Raw genomic sequence first — 19674 nt, forward strand, 5'->3', positions numbered from 1 at the left:
CATCCTTTCCGGCAATGTTGCCAGTTTCTACGAACGGTTTGAATGAATAAATGGTCACGGAACAGCACCCGTATGCGCCTGCGCACCTGACACCCATGGAGCGCTACCAGCGCGACCTGCAGCGGCCGGATTTTGTCGAGGATCCGGCCCAGCGCGCGGCGGTAGAAGAGTTGCAGGATCTGTACGAACGCCTGCTCGCGCTTCAGGGGGAAAGTGGCGGTGTGGTCGGTCGACTGCGCCGTTTGTGGAAGCGCGACAGTCGCCCGGAGAAGGGGCTGTATTTCTGGGGCGGGGTAGGGCGCGGCAAAACTTACCTGATGGACGCCTTTTTTGAGGCGTTGCCGTTTGCGCGCAAGCAGCGCACCCACTTCCACCGGTTTATGCGCGATGTGCACCGCCAGCTGAAATCCCTGGCGGGAGAGAAGAATCCGCTGGATAAGGTTGCGGATCGGATCGCCGAGCGAGCGCGGGTGCTGTGCTTTGATGAGTTTTTTGTGTCTGATATTACCGATGCAATGATTCTCGCCAATCTGCTGCAGGCGCTGTTCGATCGCGGGGTTACCCTGGTGGCGACCTCCAATATTATTCCCGAAGGACTATATAAGGATGGGTTGCAGCGGGCCCGATTCCTTCCCGCCATCGATCTGCTGCTGGAGCACACCAAGGTAGTCAATGTGGACAACGGGGTTGATTACCGCTTGCGGGCGCTGGAAATGGCGGAGCTCTACCATGCCCCGCTGGACAAGGAGGCCAATGAGAGCCTGGAGCGATCCTTTGCCAGCCTGATGGTGGAGGGCTGTGAGGTGCGGGAGCGGGTTTCGCTGGATATCGAAGGGCGACCGATAGTTGCCAATCGGGTTGCCGATGACGTCGCCTGGTTCGAGTTCGCCGAGTTGTGCGACGGTCCGCGTTCGCAAAATGATTACATCGAGCTGGCGCGGGAATTTCACACGGTATTGCTGGCCAATGTGCCGCATATGGATGGGCGCATGGAGAGCCAGGCGCGCCGCTTTATCAATCTGATCGATGAATTCTATGACCGCTGCGTCAAGCTGGTGGTTTCCGCGGCGGAGCCGATCGAATCCCTGTACGGCGGCCGCCAGTTGCGCTTCGAGTTTGACCGGACGATCAGTCGCCTGCAGGAAATGCAGTCGCGGGAGTATCTGGCGCGGCCCCACCGCCCGGAATAGGGAGGAATGCGTGCAGGTGTGGACGGTTCCCGCTGGTCACATAATGGTCAAATTTGGGCTTGAAATGCCCAGAGCGCTTATGTAGTATTCGCGCTCTTTTCGTGGGACGGCTCCATTCCCGGGGCCATATACAGGTGTTTTATAACATGAAGACTTACAGTGCCAAGCCGGAAGCGGTAACTCGCGACTGGTATATTGTTGACGCTGCGGATAAGACTCTCGGCCGTATTTCCGCCGAGATTGCTCACCGCCTGCGCGGCAAGCACAAGCCTGAATACACGCCCCACGTGGACACCGGCGATTACATCGTTGTGATCAATGCCGAGAAGGTCCGCGTGACCGGCAACAAGGCCAAAGACAAGATCTACCACAGCCACTCCGGCTACCCTGGTGGTCTTAAATCCATCAGCTTTGAGAAGCTGATCGACAAGGCGCCTGAGCGCACTATCCAAAGTGCGGTTAAAGGCATGCTCCCGAAAGGCCCTCTGGGTCGCGCCATGTTCAAGAAACTGAAGGTGTACAAGGGTAGCGAACATCCTCATGCGGCGCAGCAGCCGATTGAACTGTCGATCTAAACGGAAAGCATTCTCATGGCAACTACTCAATATTACGGTACCGGCCGTCGCAAGACCTCCACTGCTCGTGTATTCATTCAGCAGGGTGAAGGTAAAATCAGCGTAAACGGTCGTACCCTGGACGAATACTTCGGCCGCGAAGTGGCACGCATGATCGTGCGTCAGCCGCTGGAAATGGTCGACATGGTCGAAAAATTTGACATCAATGTCACTGTGAAGGGCGGCGGTTCCTTCGGTCAGGCGGGTGCTATCCGTCACGGCCTGACCCGCGCTCTGATGCAATACGACGAGTCTCTGCGTCAGCCGCTGCGTGCAGCCGGTTACGTGACTCGCGATGCGCGTGCCGTTGAACGTAAGAAAGTCGGTCTGCGCAAAGCGCGTAAGAAGCCGCAATTCTCCAAGCGTTAAGCGAGAATTACTTTATTTTGGGCCCGGCAAATGCCGGGCTTTTTTTTGCCTGCAGCGCTTTCCGCGCGGTATGTTGCAGGTCTCATTTGTTTAAAATGCCGCCAGTTCGCCGCGAGGTTACCGATGTTCCCTTCCGGTTTCGCCTTGTATAGGTTTGGCATTTTCTTTAACATTGCGCGAATTTCTATCCGCTTGCACTTGGGGTTTGGCTACTTTGTTCTATGGTCAAGCGAGCGGGCCAGTTGTAGGGGAGTTTCTGATTTAAGTCTCTGATTTGCAGTGGTGATTCGATTACCGCTGTGCGGGTGCTCTGTTCTCTCTGGTATTGAACCGTTGGGGCTGCACCGTCGCTGCCATTTGCGGGTTACCCTGAGTCACCGCACATGCTGGCCAGACAGATTTATCGCAGAAGGTTTCCGGAATTTTTGGGTTTGGGCCAGTCAGCCTCGGGCTTGCGTTGATGCAGGTTATGCGGGGCGCTGTGATGGGAGAACTACGTCATGAGTGATGACGGTGTAAATGTGGGGCGTCGCAGATTTCTGACCGCTGCCACCTCGGTTGTAGGTGGTGCAGGCGCGGTCGGAGTCGCTGTACCTTTTGTCGCCTCCTGGAATCCGAGCGCCAAGGCAAAAGCTGCCGGCGCGCCAGTCAAATACAATATCAGCAAACTGGAGCCGGGCCAGATGGTCACCGTCGAGTGGCGCGGCAAGCCGGTGTACGTGGTGCGCCGGACCCAGGAGTCCCTGGACAACCTCGTCAAAGTGGATCCGCTGCTGCGCGATCCCCAGTCAGCTGAATCCAACCAGCCTGCTTACGTCGATCCTGAAAATCGCGCGATCAAGGCCCAGACCCTGGTTCTGGTAGGCCTCTGTACCCATCTGGGTTGTGCGCCGATGTACCGCCCTGAAGTGGGTGCTGCAGACCTGGGCGGCAGCGAGTGGATGGGTGGCTTCTTCTGCCCGTGCCACGGTTCCAAATACGATTTGGCCGGCCGTGTGTACAAGGGCGTTCCTGCCCCGACCAACCTGGATGTACCGCCGTACTCCTATGAAAGTGACGACGTCATCGTAATTGGTGTGGATCAGGAGGGCGCCGCATGAACTGGTTAACCGCATTGGGTGATTGGGTCGATCAGCGCCTGCCGATCTACCGCGCGTGGGATACCCACATGGGCAAGTATTACGCGCCCAAGAACTTCAACCTCTGGTACTTCTTCGGCGTACTGTCGATGCTGGTACTGGTGAACCAGCTGCTGACCGGTATCTGGTTGGTCATGAGCTACAACCCTTCCGCTGAAGGGGCTTTTGCGTCCGTCGAGTACATCATGCGCGATGTCGAGATGGGGTGGATTATCCGCTACCTGCACTCCACCGGCGCCTCGGCGTTTTTTGTGGTGGTGTACCTGCATATGTTCCGCGGCCTGATGTACGGCTCTTACAAGCCGCCGCGCGAGCTGGTGTGGATCTTCGGCATGTGTATTTACCTGGTCCTGATGGCGGAAGCCTTCATGGGCTACGTGCTGCCGTGGGGCCAGATGTCCTACTGGGGTGCACAGGTGATCGTATCCCTGTTCGGCGCTATTCCCGGTATCGGTGAAGACCTGGTGCAGTGGATTCGCGGTGACTACCTGATCTCCGGTATTACCCTGACACGCTTCTTCTCTTTGCACGTGATTGCACTGCCGCTGGTGCTGGTGCTGCTGGTTGTGCTGCACATCCTGGCGCTGCACGAAGTGGGTTCCAACAACCCGGACGGCATCGAGATCAAAAAGAACAAGGATGAAAACGGCGTACCGCTGGACGGCGTTGCCTTCCATCCGTACTACACCGTGCACGACCTGGTTGGTATCGCGGTATTCCTGTTCGCATTCTGTGTGGTGGTGTTCTTCTTCCCGGAGATGGGTGGTTTCTTCCTCGAATACGCCAACTTCGAAGAGGCGAACCCGCTGAAGACGCCGGAACACATTGCCCCGGTATGGTACTTCACACCGTTCTACGCTGTGCTGCGTGCGGTGACCATGGACATCGGTCCGCTGACCGCCAAGTTCCTCGGTCTGGTAGCCATGGGCGCGGCCATCGCAGTCCTGTTTGTGCTGCCCTGGCTCGACAAGAGCCCGGTAAGGTCTATCCGCTACAAGGGCATTCTGCCGAAGGTTCTGTTGCTGGTGTTTGCCGCGGTGTTCATCATCCTGGGCTATCTGGGTGTGAAGTCCCCGACCCCCGGACGTAACTTCCTGGCGCAGGTGGCGACCCTGTTCTACTTCGCGTTCTTTGTGACCATGCCGATCTGGACCAATCCGATCACCCGCAAGGGGCTGGCGTCCTGGATCGTTAGCGGGGCCTTTGCCTTCATGTTCCTGTGGATGGCCTTGGTCAACTGGAAAGCGAGCCTGTTTGTTTGCGCGGTATCACTGTTGTTTGCGGCTTTCTTCGCGGTACTGCCGTGGCTGACCAGCCGCGATGCAGTGCACCCTGAGCCGGCGCGTGTTACCAGCCCGTCTGGCAGCAAGTCCTTCATTCTGCTGGTGGGTGGCTTTATCACTGTCGCTTTGCTGGCGTTTGTACCGATCAAGGCGGTAGGCGCGGAGAGTTCTGTTGAGCTGGATCACATCAATATTGATCTCAACGACAAGCCCTCCCTGCAGCGCGGCGCCAAGTATTTCGTCAACTACTGCATGGGTTGTCACAGCGCGAACTTTTCCCGCTGGGAGCGCGTCGCTACCGATCTGGATATCCCGAATGAGCTGATGCTGCAGAACCTGGTGCTGGGCGACGACAAGATCGGCGACCTGATGGAAATCTCCATGCGCCCGGATGACTCCAAGGTATGGTTTGGTGCCGCTCCCCCGGACCTGACCCTGGTTGCACGCGCACGCTCTCCGGAATGGCTTTACACTTACCTGCGAAGCTTCTACAAGGACGACAGCCGTCCTACCGGTGTGAACAACAAGGTGTTCCCCAATGTCGGTATGCCGCACGTTCTGATGGAGCTCCAGGGGCTGCCCGAATGTGCACCCGGCCCGAAGCGCGACCACGGCAAGGTGGTGCGCGATGAGCTGGGTAACCCCATCATGGATGCCAACTGCGGCAGCCTGAAGGTCAACAAGGTGAAGGGCTCCATGGACGATGTGGAGTACGATCAGGCAGTGTACGACCTGGTGAACTTCATGGAGTATGTTGCCGAACCCATGGCGGAGTCCCGCAAGCGCATCGGGTTCTATGTGCTGGCGTTCATCCTGGTGTTCTTTATCTTTGCCTGGCTGCTGAATCGCGAATACTGGAAAGATATTCACCACTAAGCGATAGCCAGCAGTTTTTCCGGGTGGTGGGCCGCCGGTTTTCCGGTTCAGCCCAGCCGCCCGGTTTCCGTTTTGAAAAGGGCCGGTTTAACACCGGCCAGTAGATTGAGGTAGTTCCACAATGGGTGTGCCCACCAACAAGCGCTCCTCCATGACCTTCTTTTCCGATGGTCGTTGTCACTTTAGCCACCGGGTGCGTATCGTCCTGGCGGAGAAAGGTGTTTCCGTTGATATCATTGATGTAGATCCAGACGACAAACCGTCGGAGCTTGCAGACCTCAACCCGTACAACTCTCTGCCCACTCTGGTGGATCGTGACCTGGTATTGTTCGAAACCAAGGTGATGATGGAGTATCTGGACGAGCGCTTCCCGCATCCGCCACTGCTACCGGTCTACCCCGTAGCCCGCGCCCAGAGCCGCCAGATCATGCACCGTATCGAGCGCGACTGGTGCCCGCTGGTCGACAAGATCCTCGCTGGCGGTAAAGACGTGGCGGCAGCTCGCAAAGAGCTCCGCGACAGCCTGGTGGGTATTGCGCCGATGTTTACCGACCTGCCGTACTTCTTTAACGAGGAGTTCTCGCTGGTGGACTGCTGTATGGCACCCCTGCTGTGGCGTCTGGACCAGCTGGAAGTCGCGCTGCCCAAGACCAAGCAGGCCAAGCCGCTGCTGGACTACATGGATCGCCTGTTCGCACGGGAAGCATTCCAGCAGAGCCTGACCGAATTTGAGCGCGAAATGCGCTCTTGAGGTGCTGATTGAATAAACCGCCGATGACCCCGAATCGCCCCTACCTGTTGCGGGCGTTTTACGAGTGGATTACCGACAACAAGTGCACCCCGTACCTGTTGGTGGATACCCATATGAACGGTGTGCTGGTCCCCCAGCAGCACGTGAATGAAGACGGGCAGATTGTCCTGAATGTCTCTGAAACCGCGGTGATGGGACTGACCATGGACAACTATGCCATCCGCTTCAACGCGCGCTTCGGCGGTGTGCCTACCGACATTCAGGTGCCGGTAGGGGCGGTGGTTGGTATATATGCCCGTGAAAACGGGCAGGGTATGGTATTCGAGCCGGAAGAGACGCCGGAACCGCCGGAGCCGACACCTCCAACCACGCTCAAAAAGCCCTCCAAAAAGCCCTCGCTACGGGTGGTCAAGTAACCTCTTGTGGCCCTCAGGCCCCGGCTGCTGCCGGGGCTTGCGACGGGCAGTTTTCCGCTCATTTGCTCCCTGTACTGGTGACCTGAAGGTCGCGTACTTCCTTGTCTGTTCCTGTTCTGTACATGCATCCTGCATGCTGGCGTAAAAATTGACGCCTTATTCCTGTTATTGATTGGTGAATTGGCGGTGGCCTTCCGATACTGCAAGCAAGCGGTGCTTAGGAGGGACCCACGTGAAATTACTAAGCCATACCATCGGCATTTTTACCAACCCGGATAAAGAGTGGCAGGCGATTCGCGCCGACAAGCACTCATTTTTGCAAGTGTTCTTTAGCCATGTGCCGATTCTGGCACTGATTCCCTGTATTGCAGGGTATATCGGCGTTACCCAAGTGGGGTTCGAACTCGGTGGGCACGTTTCCAAGCTCACACCCGCCAGCGGTGGTAGCCTCGCGGTGATTACCTATATCGCGCTACTGGTCGGAATTTACCTGGTAGGTGAGTTTATCAACTGGATGGCTAAAGCCTACGGGGTCGAGGGCGATGAGCCCACACGGCATTACGAGGGCACTGCGTTGGCGGTTTTCATTACCACGCCGGTGCTGCTGGCGGGGATCGTAATGCTCTACCCCCATCTGTGGCTGGTGGTGACCGTGATGGGGCTCGCGGGGATCTACTCGGTTTACCTCTTGTACGAAGGCATTCCGATCCTGATGAATATGAGCAAAGAACGCGCCTTTTTGTATGCGAGTGCAGTGCTCACCATCGGCCTGGTGGGGTTGGTCACCATCATGATCTGCTCTGTGATCATATGGACCATGGGGGTTGGCCCCGTGTACCAGCATCACTACACCTAGCGGAGGTGCGGTGCGGGCTTTACCTGCGGTGGCCCTATTCCAGCGTTTCGCAGAAATGAAGAAGCCGGCGTAAAGCCGGCTTCTTGCGTTTTGCCACCGTGAAATACTGTAACTGAGGCTCCTCAGGCCGCTGTTGTATCTGCGGCCGCTGCAGTCTTTGCGCTGATACCGGTGAGGGCAATCGGTGGCATGGGGCAATCCAGGCAGTCGGCAATTGCCCGCAGCAATTCCACCTCGGTGCCTTCGACAACCCCGTCGTGAGCCAGGGTCACGGCCAGGGATTTGAGGAATGCCGGCTTCTTCAGCGGCGCGGTGTCTGTGGCGATCGCCAGTGCCTTGTCCAGTCTCTGCAGGGTGATGTCGCTGCGGGCGGGCAGGGTGGTGGGGGATAGCCCCAGGTGTGTCTGACCTGCGTCGTAAGCGCGCCGGGCATCCAGATAGGCGTCGTGCCCCGCATGGGCCATGGTGGCCAGCAGGAATCTGTGCGCATCGCCGATGCCCTTGGCGCTGCCATTGCCTGCTTTGCGCTGAAAATCTGGTGCGCCCTCCAGGCCGTGCATCAGCACCCGGTACAGCGCCCATTCCCAGATCTCAATCTTGCCATCCGCGCGCAACAGCTTGATCACGTTGCGTTTGAATATCTGGTACTGCTGAGGTGCTAGCGCCTTGAGCGCCGGTACGCAAAGGTCGAGCAGTGGGAGTCGGCAATCCATTGGCAGTAGCTTGAGTGCCGGTTCCAGCTTGCCGTATTCCCGCAACACCGCCGGGTGTGCAGAGCGGGCCAGAATCTCCCTCTGCAGCGCTTGCTGTTCCGGTGCCATCAGCAGGCCGTATACCAGGGCGCGGGCCGCAAACGGGTCGTGGGCTGCGGTTTTGAGGTCTGCCGGAACCCGGGACAGCAGCTCGCGCCCCAGGGTCATATGCTCGGCGGAGGGGGCGGCGATATTGTTGTCGACGGTTTCCAGTACCTGGCCCAGCTGCGCCTGATAGGGGTTGCCGGTGTCCGCAGGCGCGGTAACCGGGCTAGCTTGTGTTGCCCCGTGCAGCTGCGATACCTGTTCGCCGGCGGCGGAGGGTGCCGCCTCAGTCGCATCCGAAGCTGCGGTCGGTTGCGAACCTTGCGCACTCCAGCCGCGCCAGTTCGGGTCCAGTCGGCTGATGCGCGCAGCTAGCGGTGGGTGTGTGGCGAACATGCCCAGCAGAGAATGTTTCAGGCTGCTGGCGAAATACATATGGCTGAATTCGCTGGCGTTGGCGGCGCTCAGGTTGGAGCCGGGTGTGTAATTGCCAATTTTTTTCAGCGCGCCGGCGATCCCCTGATTGCTGCGGGTGAACTGCACGGCGGAGGCATCCGCCAGGTACTCCCGCTGACGACTTACTGCCGACTTGATCAGGTTGCCGAAAAAAGTGCCGGTGTACCCGATCACTACCAGTCCGGCGCCGATGCCGAAGGCCACTGCGCGTCCCCGATTGTCGCGCCCGCCGCTCCAGTAGCTGCCGCGCAGCAACCAGGTGCCCAGCAGCCCGATGATCAGGATGCCGTGCAACAGCCCGACAATACGAATGTTGAGGCGCATGTCCCCATTGAAGATATGGCTGAACTCGTGTGCTACAACGCCCTGTAGTTCGTCCCGGCTGAGTTGTTCGATACAGCCGCGGGTGAGCCCGACCACCGCATCAGCGGGCTTGTAGCCGGCGGCGAAGGCATTGATCGCTGCGTCTTCAATGATGTAGACATCCGGCACCGGGGTCCCGGAGGCGAGCGCCATCTCTTCCACCACATTCAGCGCGCGCTGTTCGGCGAGGCCCGAGGGGGAAATGTTGATCTTCTTGCCGCCCAGTGATTCCGCCACTGCACGCCCTCCCGCTGCCAGCTGACGCAGGCGGAAAAAGCTCGCCACGGCAATAATCGCGGCGATGGTCACCGCAATACCGGCCACGGTGTCCCACCCCAGGGTGCCCAGCATGGCGCCGACGGAAGCCGGCGAGTCCTGACCGCGGGAGTAATGGGTGAGCACAGCGATAAACAGGGTGGTGATGGCGATCAGCCCGAGCACTGCCGCTGCAAACAGTGCAACCAGCAGCGTGGAGTTGCGGCGGGCTTTGTCCTGGTATTCAAAAAAGTTCATGGCAGCGCGTCAGAATTGGACCTTGGGGGCAGCCTGGAAGACTTCGGAATTGGCGAACTCCAGCAGCTTGCCGTTCTCGCGGTGACCGAAGAAGCCGGCAAAGAATACCGGGGGGAAGCTCTGGCGGAATGTGTTGTAGGCGGTCACCCCGTCGTTGAAAGCCTGGCGCGCAAAGGAAACCTTGTTTTCGGTGCTGGTCAGCTCCTCCATCACCTGCTGAACCGTCTGGTTGGCCTTCAGGTCCGGGTAGGCTTCCATGACCACGTTCAGGCGGCCCAGAGCGTTGGCCAGAACGCCTTCGGCGTTGCCGAGGTTTGCCATGGCTGCGGCGGAGCCGGGGTTGCTGGCGGCGGCTTTCAGGCCAGCCAGGGCCGAGTTGCGTGCACTGATCACCGCCTCCAGGGTTTCCCGCTCGTGCTTCAGGTAGGCTTTTGCGGATTCCACCAGATTGGGGATCAGGTCGTAGCGGCGCTTGAGTTGCACCTCGATCTGGGCAAACGCATTTTCGTAGCGGTTCTTGAGGGATACAAGCTTGTTGTAAATGCTGATGATGTAAAACGCCAGCGCAGCCAGAATTACCAGCCAGACGATGGTTGAAACTTCCATGGGTGCAGTCTTCCTGTTGTCAAAGGTCAGTCTTGTCGGGGGGATCGGTTTATCCCTAGATTGCGCCCGATACTACCATGGACAATACAACGAAAGGTGGATAGGCGAACGCCCCCCGGGATGGGGTATAATCTGCCGCGAAAATACGAGTCGCCGCAATGCTGGTCAGCTTTTTGTGGCGTTTGCCGTTAAATCTGGAGTGATTACAGCATGAGCGAGCAAGTTACAGACCCCGTGGTCATTGTAGGAATATCCCGCACACCCATGGGCGCGATGCAGGGCGCACTGTCGGGTCTGAGCGCCCCCGAGCTGGGCGCGGTTGCCATCCGCGGCGCGCTCACGGACGCCGGTGTGGCGGCAGGCGATGTGGATGAGGTTTTGATGGGTTGTGTGCTGCCAGCAGGCCTCGGCCAGGCACCGGCACGACAGGCCTCCCTGGGGGCTGGTATTCCTGAGGGTACTCCGACCACGACCGTTAACAAGGTGTGCGGTTCCGGTATGAAAACCGTGATGATGGCCCGCAATGCGCTGCTCTCAGGAGACGCAAAAGTGGTTGTGGCTGGCGGTATGGAGAGCATGAGCAATGCGCCCTACCTGCTGCCCAAGGCGCGTGCCGGTATGCGTTTGGGACACGGTGAAGTACTCGACCACATGTTTACCGATGGCCTGGAAAACGCCTATGACGGGCAGCTGATGGGCAATTTTGCCGAGTGCACCGCGGACAAGTACGCATTTACCCGCGAGGAGCAGGATGCGTTCGCGCTGGAGTCACTGGCACGCGCCAATGCGGCAATCGAGAGCGGTGCTTTCGAGCGCGAGATCACGCCGGTTACCGTCAGCTCGCGTAAGGGCGATGTAGAGGTGTCCGTGGACGAAGGCCCCGGCGGCGCCCGTCCGGACAAGATTCCGCAACTGCGCCCGGCTTTCCGCAAGGATGGTACCGTCACTGCGGCCAATGCCAGTTCCATTTCCGATGGGGCGGCGGCGCTGGTGCTGATGCGCGAGAGCGAAGCCAAGGCGCGCGGTATCCGCATTCTGGCGGTATTGAAGGGGCAGAGCCAGTTCGCCCATGAGCCGGAGTGGTTTACCACGGCACCGGTGTCGGCGATGGCCAACCTGCTAGAGAAATCTGGCTGGAGTGCGGCGGATGTGGATCTGTTCGAGATCAACGAAGCTTTCGCCGTGGTCACCATGGCGGCAATGAAAGAGCTGGACCTGCCGCGGGACAAGGTCAACGTCAATGGCGGCGCCTGTGCACTTGGTCATCCGCTTGGTGCCAGTGGCGCACGGGTGATTGTGACCCTGCTTGCCGCGCTGGAGAATCGCGACCTGAAACGCGGTGTGGCGAGCCTGTGTATCGGCGGTGGTGAGGCAACTGCGGTGGCTCTGGAGCGACCATAAGCCAATCGGGTTGCGGCCCCCGGATGTGCGGGCCGCAACCTGTATTATTCCCGCACCAATAAAAAACGGAGGCCTGAGCCTCCGTTTTTTATTGTGTGAACTGGTGGGAGGATCAGTCGATATACTCCACTGCCTTCACGACTTTCTGTACCCCGCCCACGGTGCGCGCCTTTTCTGCGGCATTTTCCGCTTCGTGGCGAGTGAGCAATCCCATCAGGTACACCACGCCATTCTCGGTGATTACCTTGATGCGGCCGCTGTCGATTTCCTTGTCGGTCATCAACACACTTTTTACTTTCGTGGTCAGCCAAGTATCGCTGGTGCGGGCAAGCATGGAAGTGGTGCCGCGCACCTGGATTTCATTGTAAACCTGGCGAACGGAGTGTACCTGTTGTGCGGTGCCCCCTGCCAGATTGCGCAGCTCGTTGCTGGACACCTGGCCAGTGAGCAGTACCACGCCATTGAAGCTGGTTACATCGATGTTTGCTGCTTTGAGTTGCGGGTGCGCCTTGCCGATATTGACCTTGGTGATGGTTTCCAGCTGCTGATCATCAATATAGGTACCGAAAGTGCGCTCACCCGGGTCCGGTTGAATCGGACCGTCGTGTGTGGCATCGAGTACCGTTGCGCAGCCGCTGAAAATGGAGAGGGCGCAAGCGGCAATGGTCAACTTCAGAGCGTTCAAAGATGGTTTACCTGTATTCAATTGCATGGATCATTCCTCGTATCCGCCAAACAGGCTGCTGTCGATAAGATCGCACAGACAGAACAGGGTTAGCAGGTGGACCTGGTGTACCTCGGATGCAACCGGAGACGGTACACGCAGTTCGATATCGTGCACATCCAGCAGGGCGGTGCAGTCGCCGTCTGTTTCGCCACCGGTGAGTGCGAGTACACCCATATCTCGATCGTGTGCCGCGCGCACGGCCTGAACCAGATTGGAATCACTGCCGTGGGTACTGATGATCACCAGCAGGTCGCCGGGCTGACCCAGCGCGCGAATCTGGCGAGCATAAGACTCCGCGCGACCATGGTTGCGAGCAACCGTACCGGTAGTGATGGCGTCCCCGTTCAGTGCGAGTGCGGGCAGCCCCGGGCGCTCGCGCTCAAAGCCGCCCATCAGTTGCGCGGAAAAGCTTTGCGCGAGGGCGCCGCTGAGGCCATTGCCACAGATCAGGAGTTTGTTTTCTGCCAGCAGCGTATGCACGATCATTTCGCTGGCTTCGGCAATCAGCGGTGCCAAAAGTTCACCAGCATTCATTGTTGCTTCAATGCTGTGGTGAAACAGCGTTACAACTCTCTGTTCCATTTACTCTGTGGTTTCCATCTGGATGAGCCTATTGCCCGAAGGCGTTTTGAATCCAATCGATATTCAGGGATTCGCTTTGTTTGCCCCGTTCGATGGTGATGACATCAAACCGACAGGGGCAATCAATTTTACGATATTGCAGATAACCGTTGGCGGTGGCCAGTAATTTGCGCTGTTTGCGGAAATCTACTGAAACCCCGGCGCCGCCAAAGCTGCGGTTGCGCCGATAGCGTACTTCAACAAAAACCAGCGTGCTGCCGTCGCGTGCGATCAGGTCAATCTCTCCGAAACGCCCGCGAAAATTGCGCTCTACAATGCGCAGGCCTGCGCGCATCAAATGCTGCTCGGCGACGGCCTCCATGTGGTTGCCAATACTGGTGGTATCCATGGAATTCCCTTTCTATGGATGGATGTCTGCAGTGTTTAATCGATACTCGCGCTGCTATCCGTAGCCATTACCCCGGTTTCACCTGTGGTGATCGGGACCGGTGCACCTTTTTCGATTTTGGTCCAGATCTGCTCGCGCACGATACGTCCGTCTGCACTCAGGCTGAGCGCGCCAGTCAGGCCGTAAACCTGTTGCTGCGGGAATTGACGCAGGATCGGCAGGCGCGGGTACAGGCGGAATGCGTCGGCACCCAGCGCGTAGAGTCGTGCGAATGCGGGCGCGGGGGCCGCCTGTTTGACGATGTTCTGCTTGGTCTTGTTGTCGTCTTCAAACAGCCACGGCAGTGCGGTAAAACGTACGCCATTGATGTCACGATCGCGCTGGCGGTCGACGTTGCCGGCGAATATCTGCGAAGTGGAGAACACGGGCAGCTCACCGGCGTAGAAAAATGACAGCATCGGCTTGATCTGTCGCGCCTGCTGGGGCTGCGCGAGTACAAACAGCATGTCCACGTCGCCGCGGCGGCGCGGTGTGAACTTCAGGGGCGCTGCCAGTTTGCTGCGCAGTTCCCGCTCGCGCTCCTTGCTCTCGGAGATCAGCAGCGAGTCGCTAACCAGCTGGGAAAAGTTGGTGTTGTCGCGATAGTTGCGGCTCTCGCTGACGGTACCGCCGAGGCGGTTCCACTCTTCGGTGAACGCCTCCAGGCCGCGCTGTCCCCAGCTGGATTCCGGGGCCAGGATCATTGCCTGGCGGTGCCCCTGGCGATAGGCCTGTCGCGCAACCTGGCGAGCTTCATCCTCGATGGCAAGCCCGAACTGCACCAGGTCGTCAGTGAGACGCCCCTGATCGCCGTAGTTCAGTGCCAGGGTCGGGACCGGCAGGGTTTCTGTGGCCAGTAGATTGGCGACTTTGCTCTTGTCCAGGGGGCCGATTACTGCCTGGGCGCCATTATTTACCGCCGTCTGGTAGATTTCCTCAAACTGCTGGCTGGTGCCGGTGTCGTAAACCTTTACCTGAGGTGTCGGGGCGCCGGCATCCAGGGCGCTGTAGTAGGCTGCCATAAAGCCATCTCGAATCGCGCGACCCGCATTTCCCAGGGGGCCGGAGAGTGGCAGCAACAGGGCGACATTCTGTGCCCGCTGGGAGGCCAGACGCTCCAGTAGCTGCAGCGCCTGTGGCGGGTGAGAGACGGCAGTGTGAGACGGCCATTGCTGGCGCCAGCGGCTGAGCGCGGTCAGCTGGGTGCTTATATCGGCCTGGGTGTCGCGCCCCAGCAGGGCGAGCTGGTACCAGGCGCGCATTTTCGAGTCCAGACTTTCCGCGGCGCGCTGTTTCAGTTCACTGGAGGGCAGCTGGGTGAGCAGTTGCCAGAGACCGTCGTTATTGATGGCGATGGCTTCGTCGTCCAGGGCCAGGGGCGCGATGCGCTGGCGCTCGGCGATGCCGCTGTCGATATCGCCCATCAGGCTCCACAGGTCGGCGCGCAGATTGCGCAGTGGCAGCGCTGTGTTTGCGGGAATCTGGAACCAGGCCTGCTCGAGGCGCGGTGCACTCACCAGGTCCAGCGCGGCGAAAAACTCGTCGTCTGCAGCCAGGGCGCTGCCGTATACCTGGGCGTACTTGGCGTACTCGGTATCGGTCAGCTGCTCCGCATCGATGGTACTGGCAGCTTGCCGGACCGTCGCGTTATCGCCCAGAGTGTATAGAATGGCGGCCGCCTGCAGCTGTGCCCGGTCTTTTTCCGGGGACGGCAACTGACTGGCGCTATTCAGCAGGCGGATAGCACTCTGGCGGTCCGCTACGGCGGGATTGCCGGTGTTGGCCGGAATCTGTGCGCCGGGCTCGGTGCTCGGGGTCTGGCACCCGGCCAGGGTCAGCGCCAGGGTGGCGGCTGCCAGGCTGTTGATAACGAAGGGGATTCGCCGGTAAAGGGCGGACATATTCTTCTCCCACAAAACTTATTCTGGAGTGAACTATGGGGCTGGATACAGCAGTGCTATATATCGTCGCGACGCCCATTGGCAATTTGGCGGATATGGTACCGCGAGCGGTCGAAGTTCTACAATCCGCGGATCTGGTGGCGGCGGAAGACACCCGTCACAGTCAGAGACTTTTTTCCCATTTTTCCATCGAAACCCCCCTGGTTGCGTACCACGACCACTCCGATGACCAGAGAACCGCAAAGATTCTACAGCGCCTGGAAGAGGGGCAGACGATAGCGTTGATTTCCGATGCGGGCACCCCGCTGATCTCGGACCCCGGCTACCGCCTGGTGCGGGAGGCGCGTGAGCGCGGCTTCAAAGTGGTGCCGATTCCGGGTCCCTGTGCCTTTGTGGCGGCCCTGTCTGCCGCCGGTTTACCCAGTGACCGCTTCAGCTTTGAGGGATTTCTGCCCGCCAAGTCACTGGCGCGGGAGAAGGCCCTGCAGGCGCTCGCCGGTGAAACGCGCACGATGGTGTTCTATGAGGCCCCGCACCGGGTGCTGGATACCCTGGGTGCGATGCAGCAGGTTTTCGGGGATGCGCGCGAGGCGGTCATTGCGCGTGAGATCAGCAAGGCATTTGAAACCATTCACCTGTTACCGCTGGCGGAGCTGGTGGACTGGGTGGCCGCAGACAGCAACCAGCAGCGGGGAGAAATAGTGCTGTTGGTAAGGGGAGCGGCCGAAGGTAAGGCGTCGGAGCTGGATGCCGAGGCTGAACGGGTGATGAAATTGTTGCTGGCCGAATTGCCGCCCAAGCGTGCGGCGGCGGTGGCGGCGGAGATTACCGGGGTAAACAAAAAGCTGTTGTATAACTGGTCGCTGGCGCAAAAGTAGGGCGATCGGCGAGATTGACGCGTGGGCCGGAGGTTCTGCTTGCATATGCCTGCAGCGGTCATTACTCTTCGCGCCGAGTCAGCCAGGCAATCGCTGTTTTGTCGTCTTCGGGCGATGGGATGGAGGAAAGTCCGGGCTCCATAGGGTGGGACGCCAGGTAACGCCTGGGGGGCGCGAGCCTACGGAAAGTGCAGCAGAGAGTAGACCGCCGATGGCTTCTTCGGAAGCACAGGTAAGGGTGAAAGGGTGCGGTAAGAGCGCACCGCGCGACTGGTAACAGTTCGCGGCACGGTAAACCCCGTTCGGAGCAAGACCAAATAGGCCCCCTTTAGCGAAAGCTAGCAGGTGTGACCCGCACTGGGGGCGGGTAGGTCGCTTGAGGTGTCTGGTGACAGGCATCCCAGATGAATGATTGTCCGCGACAGAACCCGGCTTATCGGCTGACTCACCAAATTCCACGCGTATGAGACCGCGGCGCTCGCGCCGCTGGTTGATTACCTGTGCCGAGCCCTAAGCTTCCCGCTTATTTCTGCAGCAGTAGCCCGCACTCGCGGTGCTCTTCACCCTTGGTCGGATCGAAGTACACGTCGTTGTCCGGCAGATCGTTTTCGTACACGTACTCTTCCACATCAATTTCCTTGAGGTGGAACATGGGCGCGACGCGGATGGTGCCGTGATTGCCCTTGGTGAAAATGTCGAGGCCCTTGCGGTGGGCGTTCTGGTCGTGGCGGATACCGTTCAGCCATACGTCCGGCTTCAATTCCTGCATGGCGCGGTTGAACGGCTCCAGCTTGACGGTGCGCGAGAAGAAATCGTGTTCCGGGGTATCCAGCGGGGGAATGCCGCCGTAGACCGCGTTGTAATGCGCCGCGGACATTTTCGGGGAGTAGGTGTACAGGTTCAGGTCGAGTAGCTTGATCACCTTCTCGATATGACGGTAGGTTTCCGGCGTGTTGTAGCCGTGGTCCACCCAGATGACGGGGATATCGGGTTTGGCGCGGGTGACCAGATGCAGGAATGCCACTGCCAGCGGGCGGAAATTGGTGAAGACCACCGGGTTTTCCGCTTCGGCGATGGTGAACTGCATGATTTCACTGGGCTTGCTGCCTTTGAAGCGCTGATTGAGCGCGTCCAGGTCCGCACCGTGATGGAAGGTGCGTGTGGTGGCGCTCTGTTTGCTCAGTCCTGCTGAAAAGCCCATTGCGGTGTATTCCTGATGAAATTTCGGATACGGCAAAGCTACAGTGACTCGACTCCCATTAAAAATAATAAAAGCTGATTTTTATATGCCCTGACGTTCTAACATAGCTCGCAGGTGCGCTTCTCCCTCCGATCCGGCGTGGCGGTACCCGCATCCCATCCTGTAGGTTTCTGGCGCATTTCTCCTTGTCTGGCGTCCAGCCCGGTTAGTGTTCACTCGCAAAGCGGGTTTTTGTTCCGCTTCAGGGTGCTCCCGCTCAAACTTAAAGTAACTTGTCAGCTTGCCAGAGTAAGTGCTTGCTTTGTTGCATATTTGCTCACCCACTGTTGCGCTCAAAATGTGAACACTTCGCCTGCAGGCCGCGAAAATACTGGGTTTTTTCTCTGGAGATACTGTCGATTTCCTTGACTTTATGCCGCCCAGATTTATAGTGTCGGAAGTGGAGAAAAGTGGAATTTTGTGGGGCTTGGTGGGATGAATGTGGTTGTGAGTGGTTAATCACGCATCCCGGTGGCAAATCGCGCATTTTTTCGCCTTTCACAATCAAAACCGAGCCAGGGGCGATCGCGGAAGCTGATCCATGTATCTGGGAAGTCACGCAATCAATATGGACGCCAAGGGGCGTCTGGCCATTCCGGCGCGAGTAAGGGACTCGCTGCTGGAAGATTGCGGTGGCCGGCTGGTCGTTACTGCGCATACGGAAGAGCGTTGCCTGCTCGTCTATCCTGAGGCGCAGTGGCGCGAAATTCTCCCTAAAATTGAAGCGCTGTCCAGTTTCAACAAGGTTGCGCGTCGCGCGCAGCGGCTGTTGATCGGCTACGCCTGCGAGCTGCAGGTGGATGCCAATGGTCGCGTACTGATTCCGCCGACCCTGCGCGAGTACGCCGGGCTGGAGAAAAAGCTGATGCTCGTGGGGCAGGGCAAGAAGCTCGAGCTCTGGAGCGAAGACCGCTGGATGGACTGGCTGGACGACAGCGAGGGCGACGGAGAGATGCCGGAAGAGATGGCATCTCTGTCTCTCTGATTGGGCTCCGGAAGCAAGTTTCACGAACGATTTTTCACAAATTTAGGAGAACGGGGTGTCCCAAGATCTGCATCGCAGTGTGTTGTTACGCGAGGCTGTGGATGCCCTGGTGGTAGATCCCGACGGCTTTTATATAGACGGGACCTTCGGGCGTGGTGGTCACAGCGCGCTGGTGCTGGAGCGGCTGGGAGAGGCTGGTCGTCTGCTGGCGGTAGACAAGGACCCTCAGGCCATCGAGTTTGCCGGCGAACGTTTTGGTAATGAGCCGCGCTTCGATATCTGGCACGGGTCCTTTGCCGATATGGATCAGGCGGCGGCCGGAATGGCCGGGCAGGTAAGCGGCATCCTGCTGGACCTGGGGGTGTCCTCACCACAGCTGGATCAGGCCGAGCGCGGTTTCAGTTTTATGCAGGACGGCCCGCTGGATATGCGAATGGATACCAGCCGCGGAATAAGTGCTGCGGATTGGGTAAATACCGAGTCCGAGGCCGAGCTGGCTCGCGTGTTCAAGGAGTACGGGGAGGAGCGTTTTGCGCGCCGTATGGCCGGAGCCATTGTGCGCCGGCGGGCGGAAACGCCTTTTGCCCGCACTCTGGACCTGGCTGAGGTGGTGAAAGCCGCCAACCCTGCTTGGGAAAAAGGAAAACATCCGGCAACACGGGTATTTCAGGCCATCCGGATTCACGTCAACGGGGAGCTGGATGATCTGAAGGCCGCACTGGAGAAATCTCTGGCGCTGCTGAAGCCGGGCGGTCGCCTGGTGGTGATCAGCTTCCATTCGCTGGAGGATCGCATAGTGAAGCGATTCATCCGCGAACAGGAGAAGGGGCCGCAATTGCCGCGCGGCCTGCCGGTAATGGACAGTCAGATTCACCGCACACTGCGCTCTCTGGGTAAGGCGGTGAAGGCCGAGGCCGAAGAAATCGGTGACAACGTGCGGTCGCGCAGTGCAGTAATGCGCGTGGCCGAGCGACTGGGCTGATGGCGGCGAGTTGAGGTGGATTTGAACGGAAACCGATGGTTACTGGCCGGTCTCTGGGGGCTGCTGATGGTTTCGGCTCTGGGCGTGGTGCACACCACCCAGCAAAGTCGGGCGCTGACCGCCCAGCTGGAAAAGGCGCAACACCATCGAGATGAGTTGCGCTACGAGCAGGAGCGGTTGTTGCTGGAGCGCGGTGCCTGGTCGGCCTACAGCCGGATCGAGCAGGTGGCCCGGGAGGAGCTGCACATGCGGGCTCCAACACCCGCAGAACGGGTACTGGTCAAATAGTTAGTCGCAGTAAGTAATAAAAGAAGCAAGAAGC

General features: G+C 59.0%; 20 protein-coding genes and 1 other RNA gene. 14 read left to right on the plus strand and 7 right to left on the minus strand.

Features of this window, described 5'->3' with window-relative positions; genetic code table 11:
• The first annotated feature begins 50 nt into the window (after positions 1 to 50).
• The 8 genes from zapE (at position 51) to ACONT6_RS04210 (ending at position 7494) form a co-directional block, all read left to right on the plus strand.
• Positions 51 to 1190 carry a cell division protein ZapE gene (zapE, locus tag ACONT6_RS04175; RefSeq protein ID WP_428820553.1) on the plus strand — a complete coding sequence of 380 codons (1140 nt, stop codon included), beginning with the start codon at positions 51 to 53 and terminating at the stop codon, positions 1188 to 1190.
• A gap of 146 nt (positions 1191 to 1336) precedes the next feature.
• Positions 1337 to 1765 (plus strand): 50S ribosomal protein L13, encoded by a 429-nt coding sequence (gene rplM, locus ACONT6_RS04180; protein ID WP_010132512.1) that lies wholly within the window; start codon positions 1337 to 1339, stop codon positions 1763 to 1765.
• Positions 1766 to 1780: 15 nt separating this feature from the next.
• A complete protein-coding gene (gene rpsI / locus ACONT6_RS04185) occupies positions 1781 to 2173 on the plus strand; it encodes a 30S ribosomal protein S9 (RefSeq protein WP_078085713.1) in 393 nt (130 codons plus the stop codon).
• 500 nt (positions 2174 to 2673) lie between these two features.
• A complete protein-coding gene (petA, locus tag ACONT6_RS04190) occupies positions 2674 to 3273 on the plus strand; it encodes a ubiquinol-cytochrome c reductase iron-sulfur subunit (protein WP_181253894.1) in 600 nt (199 codons plus the stop codon).
• A complete protein-coding gene (locus ACONT6_RS04195; RefSeq protein WP_428820554.1) occupies positions 3270 to 5471 on the plus strand; it encodes a ubiquinol-cytochrome c reductase in 2202 nt (733 codons plus the stop codon). Before petA ends, ACONT6_RS04195 begins: the two co-directional genes overlap by 4 nt.
• Positions 5472 to 5592: 121 nt before the next feature.
• Positions 5593 to 6222, plus strand: a complete 630-nt coding sequence (locus ACONT6_RS04200) for a glutathione S-transferase N-terminal domain-containing protein (RefSeq protein ID WP_428820555.1) — start codon at positions 5593 to 5595, stop codon at positions 6220 to 6222.
• A 23-nt stretch (positions 6223 to 6245) separates the two neighbouring features.
• Positions 6246 to 6638, plus strand: coding sequence for a ClpXP protease specificity-enhancing factor (locus tag ACONT6_RS04205; protein ID WP_078085709.1), 393 nt, complete (start codon positions 6246 to 6248; stop codon positions 6636 to 6638).
• 232 nt (positions 6639 to 6870) lie between these two features.
• Entirely contained in the window at positions 6871 to 7494 is a 624-nt protein-coding gene (locus tag ACONT6_RS04210) for a Yip1 family protein (RefSeq protein WP_428820556.1), read from the plus strand.
• A 122-nt stretch (positions 7495 to 7616) separates the two neighbouring features.
• On the opposite strand, the gene ACONT6_RS04215 is transcribed toward ACONT6_RS04210, so the two are convergent.
• Both ACONT6_RS04215 and ACONT6_RS04220 read right to left on the minus strand, forming a co-directional pair.
• The gene (locus ACONT6_RS04215; RefSeq protein WP_428820557.1) at positions 7617 to 9623 is read right to left on the minus strand and encodes a M48 family metallopeptidase; all 2007 of its coding nucleotides are present in this window, start codon (positions 9621 to 9623) and stop codon (positions 7617 to 7619) included.
• A 9-nt stretch (positions 9624 to 9632) separates the two neighbouring features.
• Positions 9633 to 10229: a LemA family protein gene (locus tag ACONT6_RS04220; RefSeq protein WP_428820558.1), complete on the minus strand. Its 597-nt coding sequence runs from the start codon at positions 10227 to 10229 to the stop codon at positions 9633 to 9635.
• Positions 10230 to 10439: 210 nt separating this feature from the next.
• Here ACONT6_RS04220 and ACONT6_RS04225 point away from each other — a divergent pair, with 210 nt between their 5' ends.
• Positions 10440 to 11630 (plus strand): acetyl-CoA C-acyltransferase, encoded by a 1191-nt coding sequence (locus ACONT6_RS04225; protein WP_428820559.1) that lies wholly within the window; start codon positions 10440 to 10442, stop codon positions 11628 to 11630.
• Positions 11631 to 11742: 112 nt separating this feature from the next.
• Here ACONT6_RS04225 and ACONT6_RS04230 read toward each other — a convergent pair whose 3' ends face one another.
• The 4 genes from ACONT6_RS04230 to ACONT6_RS04245 are packed head-to-tail and all read right to left on the minus strand — an operon-like array spanning position 11743 to position 15267.
• Positions 11743 to 12342 carry a BON domain-containing protein gene (locus ACONT6_RS04230; RefSeq protein ID WP_428820560.1) on the minus strand — a complete coding sequence of 200 codons (600 nt, stop codon included), beginning with the start codon at positions 12340 to 12342 and terminating at the stop codon, positions 11743 to 11745.
• A 3-nt stretch (positions 12343 to 12345) separates the two neighbouring features.
• Entirely contained in the window at positions 12346 to 12939 is a 594-nt protein-coding gene (locus ACONT6_RS04235; RefSeq protein ID WP_078085703.1) for an SIS domain-containing protein, read from the minus strand.
• A gap of 28 nt (positions 12940 to 12967) precedes the next feature.
• A complete protein-coding gene (locus ACONT6_RS04240; protein WP_428820561.1) occupies positions 12968 to 13327 on the minus strand; it encodes a YraN family protein in 360 nt (119 codons plus the stop codon).
• Positions 13328 to 13362: 35 nt separating this feature from the next.
• The gene (locus tag ACONT6_RS04245) at positions 13363 to 15267 is read right to left on the minus strand and encodes a penicillin-binding protein activator (protein ID WP_428820562.1); all 1905 of its coding nucleotides are present in this window, start codon (positions 15265 to 15267) and stop codon (positions 13363 to 13365) included.
• Positions 15268 to 15302: 35 nt separating this feature from the next.
• Between ACONT6_RS04245 and rsmI the strand changes: the two genes are divergently transcribed.
• Both rsmI and rnpB read left to right on the plus strand, forming a co-directional pair.
• A complete protein-coding gene (rsmI, locus tag ACONT6_RS04250) occupies positions 15303 to 16145 on the plus strand; it encodes a 16S rRNA (cytidine(1402)-2'-O)-methyltransferase (protein ID WP_428820563.1) in 843 nt (280 codons plus the stop codon).
• A gap of 74 nt (positions 16146 to 16219) precedes the next feature.
• Positions 16220 to 16597: RNase P RNA component class A (rnpB, locus tag ACONT6_RS04255), an RNA gene on the plus strand.
• 71 nt (positions 16598 to 16668) lie between these two features.
• Here rnpB and ACONT6_RS04260 read toward each other — a convergent pair.
• Positions 16669 to 17346 carry a phosphoadenosine phosphosulfate reductase family protein gene (locus ACONT6_RS04260; protein WP_428820564.1) on the minus strand — a complete coding sequence of 226 codons (678 nt, stop codon included), beginning with the start codon at positions 17344 to 17346 and terminating at the stop codon, positions 16669 to 16671.
• Positions 17347 to 17926: 580 nt separating this feature from the next.
• Here ACONT6_RS04260 and mraZ point away from each other — a divergent pair.
• From mraZ to ftsL, 3 genes are read left to right on the plus strand one after another with little or no spacing between them, the layout of a single operon-like run.
• Positions 17927 to 18370 carry a division/cell wall cluster transcriptional repressor MraZ gene (mraZ, locus tag ACONT6_RS04265; RefSeq protein WP_078085699.1) on the plus strand — a complete coding sequence of 148 codons (444 nt, stop codon included), beginning with the start codon at positions 17927 to 17929 and terminating at the stop codon, positions 18368 to 18370.
• A gap of 55 nt (positions 18371 to 18425) precedes the next feature.
• Positions 18426 to 19352, plus strand: a complete 927-nt coding sequence (gene rsmH, locus ACONT6_RS04270; RefSeq protein ID WP_428820565.1) for a 16S rRNA (cytosine(1402)-N(4))-methyltransferase RsmH — start codon at positions 18426 to 18428, stop codon at positions 19350 to 19352.
• A 15-nt stretch (positions 19353 to 19367) separates the two neighbouring features.
• Positions 19368 to 19640: a cell division protein FtsL gene (gene ftsL / locus ACONT6_RS04275; RefSeq protein WP_239692677.1), complete on the plus strand. Its 273-nt coding sequence runs from the start codon at positions 19368 to 19370 to the stop codon at positions 19638 to 19640.
• Positions 19641 to 19674: the final 34 nt, after the last annotated feature.

Origin of the sequence: Microbulbifer sp. MCCC 1A16149 (assembly GCF_050368945.1) — a bacterium.
GTDB lineage: Bacteria > Pseudomonadota > Gammaproteobacteria > Pseudomonadales > Cellvibrionaceae > Microbulbifer.